A 12,969-nucleotide genomic window follows, 5' to 3' on the forward strand; every position below is an offset into this window, starting at 1 on the left:
AAACCGGTAATCACTTGTCCAGTAGATGCTGTCTTTAGTTGTAAACAAGGCGATTCAGGTACAGCAACGGCTACAGACAATTGTGATGCGAACCCGAAAGTTGGCTACACTGACTCTGGCACACTAGATGCTTGTGGATTGGGTATTATTACCCGTACTTGGAAAGCAACCGACTGTGCAGGCAATTTCTCAACCTGTGTTCAAAAAATTACTGTTCAGGATATCACCAAACCGGTAATCACTTGCCCTGTAGATGTATCATTTGAATGTGATGCAGTGGGAAGTAATTTTGGAACTGCAACAGCAACAGACAATTGTGATGCAAATCCTAAAGTTACTTTTAGTGATGTTAAAACAGCAGATTGTGGTAATACTTACCATATCGATCGTACCTGGACAGCAGTAGATTGTGCAGGCAATAAAGCTACCTGTTTGCAAAAAATCAAAGTGGTAGATACGACTGCTCCAACCCTCACTTGTGCAGCTCCTAAAACAATTGAATGTAATGCTACATTTAATTTTGATCCGCCAACTGTCAAAGACAATTGTGATGCAAGTCCAACGGTTACTTTTGCAGATAAAGACAATGCGGATGGAAGTAAAACACGTACCTGGACAGCAAAAGACATCTGTGGTAATACGTCTACTCCGTGTAGTCAAACCATTAGTGTAAGTCCTTGTGCTCATATCTTCCCGACTCAGACTACCTGTTGTAATTTCAGCACAGGAACAGTTACTCAGTTATCACAAGTTTGTTATACAGCCTCTTCTCCTAGTAACGGACAAGTGACTAATGCAATCCCGGGTGTGTTCTTCTATTATTCAAATATGGTGGCACCAGCTGCTAACTTTACAATTAATGTAACACAATCTAATGATGGTGATTTGAATAAACTGTTTAGTGTGCAAAATGCTTCCAATATCCGTTTGTTTACTCAGGGATGTGGAACAAATGTAAACTTTACTGCAAGCATTGTCAGTGGTTCTGAAGCAAAATTAGTTGTGACAGGAGCTACAGTGGGAGCAACGTATATTATTTCTGTAAAATACGATGTGAAATCAATCATTGGGGCTAATATTGCAGGGGCTAATCCTGCCAGTACCTATACTTTCAAAAGCTTTACAAAAGTAGGTGCTAATGCAGCTGTGCTTGTAACAGGAAGTACTGGAATTATAGATGCCGTATCTGGTTGTTCAGATAATACTCCATTACCTGGAAATTGCACACTTCCTGCAGCAATTGCACCTAGTACGATCAATAAAGTTCCTACTATTGAAACAAAAATTGAAACCGTAGGTTTTGATGCTTATCCTGTTCCTTTCAAAGACCAGCTTACTATTAGATATAAATTTGATTATGTGTCTGATGTAAAAATTGAGGTATTCAATGCACAAGGTATTTTGGTACTTTCTAAAACTGATACCCATGGTTATTTGAATAAAGAAATTGCACTAAGCCTTAAAGCCAATAAAGGACAAGAGCAAGTTTATGTTGTAAAAGTAACTACGGACAGAGGAAGCAGTACTAAAAAAGTAATCTCTTCCAGATAGTTTTCGATAATTCTCTAATCCCTAAAAAAGAATGAAATGGATTAGAATAAAAATAAGCCTCGGAAGTGAAAATTTCCGAGGTTTATTTTTGTTATTTTTTAATTGAATTTTTATATAAATACTGCTTTGAGGTTGATAAAAGGTTTTTGTTCCTCGTTATAAAAATATCTTTTTAATCATGGTACCTCATTGTCATTTTTCATCATTTAAGTTTTACTAAAAAAGTGAACTAATTTTAGTTTACTATTTGCATTAAAATCAAAACCATTTCAATAGTATTGATTTGGCTTTGATTTTATCTTTTACAAACTTATTGGTTTTTATTCTCATTATTATTTCATACTACATTTCGAAAGGATAAAAAACAATATTTTAAAATTCTTATAATGTTTCCAAAATCTTAAAAAAAGGAATCCATTTTCATAATTTAAGATTCTCAATAATCTCCTGAAATTGGTATCTTAAAATCAGTATAAATGCAATTAAATGATTAAAATGTAAGAGTGATTTATTGCCTTTAACATTATTTTTTGATTAACAAAATTTATGTAATAAAATTATTAATTAATTGATAATCAATTAGTTAACGAGTTTTTTAGTATTAATATTTTAGTACTGTAAAGCTTTTCTTAGCGAACTATGTTCCTTGTCGGGTATAACAGAATGTTGTCTTGTTTACCTTTTTTTTATTTTTATTTTTTGGTCTAATACCTAACTTTGGTTTAACAAAAAATTATTTGATTTGAGTTGTTTATAAACAACTTTCAAATTAATAAAAGGATCTTTTTGTTTCCCCATAATAAAATATCCTTGGATGATGGAGTACTTCATAAAATTATTTTTTGAAGATGTTTCGTTTTTCTTCAAGTTTTCTCCTTGAATCTGAAAACTTTTGTTTACCCTATTTTTATCATTTTTTAATTCTAATCATTTTTAAAATCAATATTTTAAATTGTTTTAAAAAAATGTTTTTTGTTCATAAATGGATATGGTTTTGCATATCCAGTTTATTGAAAGTTTACTTCATCAATCTATTTTTTGAAGAGGGTTTTTTAGTAATTATCTCAAATCGGTAAACTTCTTATTTTTCTAATGTATGGTATTAAAATACAATTTATGAGACAACACACTTTAGTTTTTCGGAAACCCAAATTCTACTAAAGCTTTCTTATTAATAATATGGTCTTAAAACCAAATTATTATGAAAAAAATTATCTCTTTTAAGATAAAAAGTACGCAAGAATATTGTTGTATTTTTTTCCAACTTTTAAACGTAGGTTTTTCAAAATTTAATTTTATAGCTCCTATCGATTCCTTACCAAGGCTATGGTCTTGTTATTGGCGTCAGTCGCTTGTTTTGCCACTTATGTTGGCAGCAATTTTAATGACAGGTTATAAAGTTAATGCGCAGGGGTCTATTAAAGGTATTGTACCAGTACAACATCCCATTGGGGGATCTGGAGTTGATGGTGATGCCTGGGCTCATGAACCTATTGGATCTATATATGAAAATGTAGGAGACTTGTTTGATAAACTTTACGACCCAGTCAATAATCCAACCCATACGGTTAATCATGGTGTACTTGACTTAACAACCGGAGCGCTTCTTTACCCTGGCTCCACTTTTTTTCTGCAGGATCGTTATCAAAATGATCTGACCATATTCACTCTCTCCAATAAAATAAATGATAATCCAAACACCTATACTTGGGGTGCAGGATCTTCGCCTAACAAAAATGAAATCCAAAATGCTGGAGCTCATTTTAGTTATGGTGACAGTTCTATTCGTGGTGGAGATGGTGTTACCGGTGCATTTGGAGACCCTAATGATTTGTGGTGCCTTTTTGCCGGAGACCGTCAGGTAACTAATGGAAGCAGTTATATTGATTTCGAGTTTTTACAAAAATCTTTAACAATAACTGGTGCTACATTCGGTCCTCTAAATCCTGCTACAGGGACTGCTCCAATTACTGGTGGTAGTGGTGGATTTACTACTGAAGGAACCCAAGGTGGTCGAACAGTAGGTGACATTTTGGTCACTATTGAATTTACTCAAGGTGGGGGAGATGCCAATGTAGTGATTCGGAAATGGACACAAATAGGAACCGGAGTATATGAATATGTAATTGTGCCAAACAATGCTCCCGGTGTCGCAGGAAATATTTATTGTACGAATAATACAGTAACTACTACGGTGCCTTTTGACGCATATGGAACTACTCCAGGTACTTATGCCCCTAATCAATGGGCTGAAGGGGCTATCAATCTTACAAAAGTATTCGAAGCAACTAATAATCCATGCTTGGTTATAAGTACGTTGTTTGTTCGAACAAGATCCTCAGGAAATTCAGCGCAATCGGAACTAAAGGATTTTCCCGGAGCTCCAATTCAGTTGAAATTGTGTTCGGATAAAATACCTCCTGTGATTTCAGCCTTACCAGCCGCAACCACTATCAATTGTCCATCAATTCCGGTTTTTGCAACACCAACTGCAACTGATAATTGTACATTAAAATCGTTGACTTCTGCCGATGTGACTACACCTGGGAATTGTGCCGGTAATTATAGCGTGACCAGAACCTGGACTGCAACAGATGATTGTGGAAATACATCCACAGCTTCACAAACCATCAATGTTCAGGACATCACTGCACCGGTAATCGCAGCATTGCCTGCCGCAACCACTATCAATTGTCCAGCCTTGCCAGCTTTTGCGCAAGCAACCGCAACTGATGCTTGTGATACGTCAGTGACGTTGACTTTTGCAGATGTGACCACTCCAGGCAACTGTCCGGGTAATTACAGCGTGACCAGAACTTGGACTGCTACAGATGACTGTGGTAACCATTCCAGTGCTTCACAAACGATTAATGTTCAGGATATCACTGCGCCGGTAATCGCAGCATTGCCTGCCGCATCCACTATCAATTGTCCAGCCTTGCCAGTCTTTGCGCAAGCTACAGCAACTGATGCTTGTGATACTTCAGTGACCTTGACTTTTGCTGATGTGACTACTCCAGGCAACTGTCCGGGTAATTACAGCGTGACCAGAACTTGGACTGCTACAGATGACTGTGGCAATCATTCCAGTGCTTCACAAACGATCAATGTTCAGGATATCACTGCACCGGTAATCGCCACTTTACCAGCGGTATCTACCATCAATTGTCCAGCCTTGCCAGCCTTTGCGCAAGCTACCGCAACTGATGCTTGTGATACTTCCGTAACATTAACTTTTGCTGATTTGACTACTCCAGGCAACTGTCCGGGTAATTACAGCGTGACCAGAACTTGGACTGCTACAGATGATTGTGGCAACCATTCCAGTGCTTCGCAAACGATCAATGTTCATGATGTTACTGCACCGGTAATTGCCGCTTTACCTGCCGCATCGACTATAAATTGTCCGGCTGTGCCTGCCTTTGCGCAAGCTACCGCAACTGATGCTTGTGATACTTCCGTGACCTTGACCTTTGCCGATGTAACTACGCCAGGCAACTGTCCTGGTAATTACAGCGTGACCAGAACTTGGACTGCTACAGATGACTGTGGTAACCATTCCAGTGCTTCGCAAACGATCAATGTTCAGGATATCACTGCACCGGTAATCGCCGCTTTACCAGCGGTATCTACCATCAATTGTCCAGCCTTGCCAGCCTTTGCGCAAGCTACAGCAACTGATGCTTGTGATGCTTCAGTGACTTTGACTTTTGCTGATGTGACTACTCCAGGCAACTGTCCGGGTAATTACAGCGTGACCAGAACTTGGACTGCTACAGATGATTGTGGCAACCATTCCAGTGCTTCGCAAACGATCAATGTTCATGATGTTACTGCACCGGTAATTGCCGCTTTACCTGCCGCATCGACTATAAATTGTCCGGCTGTGCCTGCCTTTGCGCAAGCTACCGCAACTGATGCTTGTGATACTTCCGTGACCTTGACTTTTGCTGATGTAACTACTCCAGGCAACTGTCCGGGTAATTACAGCGTAACCAGAACTTGGACCGCAACAGATGACTGTGGCAATCATTCCAGTGCCTCCCAAACAATCAATGTTCAGGATATCACTGCACCGGTAATCGCAACACTGCCAGCTGCAACCACCATCAATTGTCCAGCCGTGCCTGCCTTTGCGCAAGCTACCGCAACTGATGCTTGTGATACTTCCGTGACTTTGACTTTTGCTGATGTGACTACTCCAGGCAACTGTCCGGGTAATTACAGCGTGACCAGAACTTGGACTGCTACAGATGATTGTGGCAACCATTCCAGTGCTTCACAAACGATCAATGTTCATGATGTTACTGCACCGGTAATTGCCGCTTTACCTGCCGCATCCACCATCAATTGTCCAGCCGTGCCTGCCTTTGCGCAAGCTACCGCAACTGATGCTTGTGATACTTCCGTGACCTTGACTTTTGCTGATGTAACTACTCCAGGCAACTGTCCGGGTAATTACAGCGTAACCAGAACTTGGACCGCAACAGATGACTGTGGCAATCATTCCAGTGCCTCCCAAACAATCAATGTTCAGGATATCACTGCACCGGTAATCGCAACACTGCCAGCTGCAACCACCATCAATTGTCCAGCCGTGCCTGCCTTTGCGCAAGCTACCGCAACTGATGCTTGTGATACTTCCGTGACCTTGACTTTTGCAGATGTAACTACTCCAGGCAACTGTCCGGGTAATTACAGCGTGACCAGAACTTGGACTGCTACAGATGACTGTGGCAATCATTCCAGTGCTTCACAAACAATCAATGTTCAGGATATCACTGCACCGTTAATCGCAGCTTTACCAGCCGCATCCACCATCAATTGTCCAGCCGTGCCTGCCTTTGCGCAAGCTACCGCAACTGATGCCTGTGATGCTTCAGTGACCTTGACTTTTGCTGATGTAACTACTCCAGGTAACTGTCCGGGCAATTACAGTGTGACCAGAACTTGGACTGCTACAGATGACTGTGGCAATCATTCCAGTGCCTCTCAAACGATCAATGTTCAGGATATCACTGCACCGGTAATCGCAGCTTTACCAACGGCATACACCATCAATTGTCCAGCCGTGCCATCATTTGCACAAGCTACCGCAACTGATGCTTGTGATCCAGAAGTTACCTTGACCTTTAAAGATGTAACTACTCCAGGCAACTGTGCCGGTAATTACAGCGTAACCAGAACTTGGACTGCTACAGATGATTGTGGCAACCATTCTTCTGCTTCGCAAACGATCAATGTTCAGGACATCACTGCACCGGTAATCGCAGCATTGCCTGCCGCATCCACCATCAATTGTCCAGCCGTGCCAGCCTTTGCGCAAGCAACCGCAACTGATGCTTGTGATGCTTCAGTTACGTTGACCTTTGCCGATGTGACCACTCCAGGCAACTGTCCGGGTAATTACAGCGTGACCAGAACCTGGACCGCTACAGATGACTGTGGCAACCATTCTTCTGCTACACAAACGATCAATGTTCATGATATCACTGCACCGGTAATTGCCGCTTTACCTGCCGCATCGACTATAAATTGTCCGGCCGTGCCTGCCTTTGCGCAAGCTACCGCAACTGATGCTTGTGATACTTCCGTGACCTTGACCTTTGCCGATGTGACCACTCCAGGCAACTGTGCCGGTAATTACAGCGTGACCAGAACTTGGACTGCAACAGATGACTGTGGTAACCATTCCAGTGCTACACAAACAATCAATGTTCATGACGTTACTGCCCCGGTAATCGCAGCTTTACCAGAGGCGACCACCATCAATTGTCCGGCCGTACCAGCCTTTGCGCAAGCTACCGCAACTGATGCTTGTGATGCTTCCGTGACCCTGACTTTTGCTGATGTGACAACTCCAGGCAACTGTCCTGGTAATTACAGCGTGACCAGAACTTGGACTGCTACAGATGACTGTGGCAATCATTCCAGTGCTTCGCAAACGATTAATGTTCAGGACATCACTGCACCGGTAATCGCAGCATTGCCTGCCGCATCCACTATCAATTGTCCAGCCGTACCTGCCTTTGCGCAAGCTACCGCAACTGATGCTTGTGATGCTTCCGTGACCTTGACTTTTGCAGATGTAACTACTCCAGGCAACTGTCCTGGTAATTACAGCGTGACCAGAACTTGGACAGCAACAGATGATTGTGGCAACCATTCCAGTGCTACACAAACGATCAATGTTCATGACGTTACTGCGCCGGTAATCGCAGCTTTACCAGCAGCATCCACTATCAATTGCCCAGCCGTGCCATCATTCGCGCAAGCTACCGCAACAGATGCTTGTGATGCTTCCGTGACGTTGACCTTTGCTGATGTAAGAACCGATGGCAACTGTCCGGGTAATTACAGCGTAACCAGAACCTGGACAGCAACAGATGATTGTGGCAACCATTCCAGTGCTACACAAACAATCAATGTTCATGACGTTACTGACCCGGTAATCGCAGCTTTACCAGAGGCGACCACTATCAATTGTCCAGCCGTGCCATCATTCGCGCAAGCTACCGCAACTGATGCTTGTGATGCTTCCGTGACGTTGACTTTTGCTGATGTAAGAACCGATGGCAACTGTCCGGGTAATTACAGCGTAACCAGAACTTGGACCGCAACAGATGATTGTGGCAACCATTCCAGTGCTACACAAACAATCAATGTTCATGACGTTACTGCCCCGGTAATCGCAGCTTTACCAGAGGCGATCACTATCAATTGTCCAGCCTTGCCATCATTCGCACAAGCTACCGCAACAGATGCTTGTGATGCTTCCGTGACGTTGACCTTTGCTGATGTAAGAACCGATGGCAACTGTCCGGGTAATTACAGCGTAACCAGAACTTGGACAGCAACAGATGATTGTGGCAACCATTCCAGTGCTACACAAACAATCAATGTTCATGACGTTACTGCCCCGGTAATCGCAGCTTTACCAGAGGCGACCACTATCAATTGTCCAGCCGTGCCATCATTCGCGCAAGCTACCGCAACAGATGCTTGTGATGCTTCCGTGACGTTGACTTTTGCTGATGTAAGAACCGATGGCAACTGTCCGGGTAATTACAGCGTAACCAGAACCTGGACAGCAACAGATGATTGTGGCAACCATTCCAGTGCTACACAAACAATCAATGTTCATGACGTTACTGCCCCGGTAATCGCAGCTTTACCAGCTGCAACCACCATCAATTGTCCAGCCGTGCCAGCTTTTGCGCAAGCAATCGCAACTGATGCTTGTGATACGTCAGTGACGTTGACTTTTGCAGATGTGACCACTCCAGGCAACTGTCCGGGTAATTACAGCGTGACCAGAACTTGGACTGCTACAGATGACTGTGGTAACCATTCCAGTGCTTCACAAACGATTAATGTTCAGGATATCACTGCACCGGTAATCGCAGCATTGCCTGCCGCATCCACTATCAATTGTCCAGCCTTGCCAGTCTTTGCGCAAGCTACAGCAACTGATGCTTGTGATACTTCAGTGACCTTGACTTTTGCTGATGTGACTACTCCAGGCAACTGTCCGGGTAATTACAGCGTGACCAGAACTTGGACTGCTACAGATGACTGTGGCAATCATTCCAGTGCTTCACAAACGATCAATGTTCAGGATATCACTGCACCGGTAATCGCCGCTTTACCAGCGGTATCTACCATCAATTGTCCAGCCTTGCCAGCCTTTGCGCAAGCTACCGCAACTGATGCTTGTGATACTTCCGTAACATTAACTTTTGCTGATGTGACTACTCCAGGCAACTGTCCGGGTAATTACAGCGTGACCAGAACTTGGACTGCTACAGATGATTGTGGCAACCATTCCAGTGCTTCGCAAACGATCAATGTTCATGATGTTACTGCACCGGTAATTGCCGCTTTACCTGCCGCATCGACTATAAATTGTCCGGCTGTGCCTGCCTTTGCGCAAGCTACCGCAACTGATGCTTGTGATACTTCCGTGACCTTGACTTTTGCTGATGTAACTACTCCAGGCAACTGTCCGGGTAATTACAGCGTAACCAGAACTTGGACCGCAACAGATGACTGTGGCAATCATTCCAGTGCTTCACAAACGATCAATGTTCATGACGTTACACCGCCAACTCTTAGTTGTCCAGCTGGTCAAACAGTTGCGTGTGGTGCAACACCAGTCTTTGGTACTCCAACAGCAAGTGATAGTTGTGATTCAAATCCAACTATCAATGATTTGGGTGTTACTACAACAAATAATGCGGACGGCTCAGTGACCTATACAAAAACCTGGACTGCTACCGATGCTTGTGGTAATACATCAGCTTCATGCAGCCAAAGTATTATAGTACCTGCATGTGAAGGATGTACTTTAGGATATTGGAAAAACCATACTGACAGATGGTGTTCCTCTTATACTCCCTCCATGTTGTTTGGTAATGTGTTTGTAAATGCACCGTCTAATCTTGCTAATTTAACTTTATTGCAAGCTCTAAACTTAGGAGGCGGAGGTATTTATAATTTAGCTCGTCAAGGCGTAGCCGCTTTATTGAATGCTTGTAGCGACGAAGTTGATTATCCAGCGCCTTATGGTAGTAATACTCAATCAGTAATAAATGCTGTTAACGCAGCGTATTTAGCTGGAGGAAACGCACCTGGAACATTGGCGACTCAACTGGATATTCTTAATAATTCAGGTTGTCCATTAGGAGGAACTAGTGCTACCCATAAAGAAGTTGGTTTGAGTTCTAATGCTGATTTTACTGCTTATCCAGTCCCTTTTAAAGATATACTTACGATCAGATACGATTTTGATTATGTGTCTAATGTGGTAATCGATGTATATAACGCACAAGGGATTTCAGTGCTTTCAAAAACGGATACCAATAGTTATTTGAACAAAGAAATCTCGTTACACCTTCATTCATTTAGAGGTCAAGAACAGGTTTATATTGTGAAATTAACTACAGATCGAGGAAGCAGTGTAAAAAAAGTAATGTCTTCTAAATAGATTTTAAATAATTGTCTAATCCTTAAAAAAAGAATGAAACGGATTAGAGTATAAAATAAAACCTCGGAAGTGAAAATTTTCGAGGTTTTTTAACTCAGTAATTAATTTTTATTTTATAAAAAACAATCAAATTTAAAGTTGTTTTTTTATAAAGTTGCTTGCTGGTTAATAAAAAGATTTTAGCTATTACTTCCCACAATACAATATCCTTTTGATGATGATGTGTTTCATAAAATTGTTTATGAAGGTGTATTGCCATAGTAAGTTTTGACTTTCAAAACGTAAGCTTTCTATTTTTTTTTATTCTACCTTTTTTATTTAAAAATTAGGTTTTTAAGTTTTTTTAAAGCCCCATTTTGGTTAATAAAAGGTTGTTTATTTCCCCAAAATAAAATATGCTTTTGACGATGGAGTTCTTCATTAAGTAGTTTATGAAGGTGTTTTTGTTTTTTCTAAAAGTTTTTAGTCCCCAGTCTACTCGTTTCTTGCTATATAACAAGTATGGTTTAAAACTTTTTTATCATGGAAAAAAATTCACTTCTGACGTTTTTCGAAATTTTATCAGGCAAAATTAAGTGTTGCATTTTATCGAAAAATACAATTTCTACATTAGGTTTAAAAACACCTAATTTATTCTATTTTAATCCTCAATCACAAAATATGGATTTTACAAAACGATATTCCCATAATAGCGTTTCAAAATTGAGGTTTGAGGAATTATTTTTCTTTTTTGGAAACTTGATAGTATTTTTATCAGTATGTTTCTTGTTTTTTTCTACACAAATAAATGCACAGGTACTTCCCGGCATAGCTACTGTTAATACACCAGCAGGAGGTTTTCAAATTGAAGGCGACCTGCAGGCTAATACACCGGTATCCGGTAAAGGTGACTGGTTGCCAGGTGTTTCCGGTGGTGGTGGTAATGTTTTAACTACAGCTGGCGCACCTGTTAATGCTTTAACAACTTTTCATTTAACGGATCTTTACAATACATCAGAAAATAATTTTTCGGGTGGTAAAAAGTTTAATGACAACCCAAATATATGGACTTGGACAAATAATGGAGCACTTGGAAAATGCGATATAAACAATGCGTTATTTCATTTTACAACTGCTCCATATACAGATCCAGTAACACATGTAAATTCGATTCATACCTGGCTTATTGTAGCAGCCGACCGACGCAGTAACAGTGGTAATGCCTACATAGATTTTGAATTGCTGCAAAATACAATGACAGATAACCCTAATGGCACTTTTTCTTCTGCGGGTCCAAACAATGGGCGAACCAAAGGAGATATCCTTTTAACGCTGGCTCTAACAAATGGTGGAGGTGCTGCGGAATTTTTTGTAAATAAATGGGACTTGGTGGGTGGTATTTATGATTATGTTGACAAAACATCCTCTACTCCAGCAGGATCTGTTTACGCCTCTACCAATGCGGGAAACGTTCCCGTATCTTTTAGTGCTTTTGGTCTCAATCAATATTCTTCCAATTTATTTGTAGAAGCCGCTATAGACCTGACAGCATTGCTTGGTGCAATCGATCCCTGTACAAGTCTGGGAGTAAAACATTATTCATAAAGACAAAAACTTCCCAATCTCCTACCGCTACTATCGTTGATTTTATAAATGCAAAACAGGTATCCCTGCAAATTGGGTTGGCAAATGCCGGTTTGGATCAATCACAATGTGGAAGTGTTTTCTCAGTTACAGGAACAGCCACTCCTAGCCCTGGAGATGCAATTAGCTCAACAACATGGAGTGTTTTTTCTGGAACTGCAACCATTACAAGTCCTTCATTGGCAACCAGCAATATAACCGTTACAGGCTCTTCTGCCACTTTACGTTATACAGTAAATACTATTCGCGGATGTACAGTTTACGATGATGTTGTCTTAGAAGTTTTAACGCCGCCAACTGCCAATGCAGGCAGCGATGTGATAATAAATTGTACCAATCCAAGCACAACATTAACAGCTTCGGGAGGAGTTTCTTATTCCTGGTCACCGGCAACGGGATTGAGTGCAACAAATATTGCCAATCCTGTAGCTACACCAACGACTACAACAACTTATACTGTAACGGTAACAGGAGCAAATGGATGTACAAAAACAGACGACGTAACAGTGACTGTTGACAAAGCCTTACCATCAGCCAATGCAGGAAGCGATGTGACAATAAATTGCATCACTCCAAGTACCACTTTGGGAGCCAGCGGAGGCGTTTCCTATTCTTGGTCACCGGCAGCGGGATTGAGTGCAACAAATATTGCCAATCCTGTAGCTACACCAACGACTACAACAACTTATACTGTAACGGTAACAGGAGCAAATGGATGTACAAAAACAGATGATGTGATAGTGACTGTTGACAAAGCCTTACCATCAGCCAATGCAGGAAGCGATGTGACAATAAATTGCACCACTCCA

At 41.4% G+C, this 12,969-nt stretch carries 3 protein-coding genes and 1 pseudogene; all 4 read left to right on the forward strand.

Going from position 1 to position 12,969, the window contains the following annotated elements; all coding sequences use genetic code 11:
• On the forward strand, positions 1-1,551 hold a 1,551-nt coding region (locus ACM55H_RS17805; RefSeq protein WP_416837798.1), incomplete at its 5' end, for a T9SS type A sorting domain-containing protein.
• Positions 1,552-2,752: 1,201 nt separating this feature from the next.
• Positions 2,753-10,537: a T9SS type A sorting domain-containing protein gene (locus tag ACM55H_RS17810; RefSeq protein ID WP_416837799.1), complete on the forward strand. Its 7,785-nt coding sequence runs from the start codon at positions 2,753-2,755 to the stop codon at positions 10,535-10,537.
• Positions 10,538-11,059: 522 nt separating this feature from the next.
• Complete coding sequence (locus ACM55H_RS17815) at positions 11,060-12,121, forward strand: hypothetical protein (protein ID WP_416837800.1); 1,062 nt, start codon at positions 11,060-11,062, stop codon at positions 12,119-12,121.
• Between the two features lie 77 nt (positions 12,122-12,198).
• Positions 12,199-12,969: pseudogene (locus tag ACM55H_RS17820) on the forward strand (hypothetical protein); the annotation flags it as partial.

This window comes from Flavobacterium cryoconiti (assembly GCF_048158645.1).
In the GTDB taxonomy this organism is placed as follows: Bacteria; Bacteroidota; Bacteroidia; order Flavobacteriales; family Flavobacteriaceae; genus Flavobacterium; species Flavobacterium cryoconiti.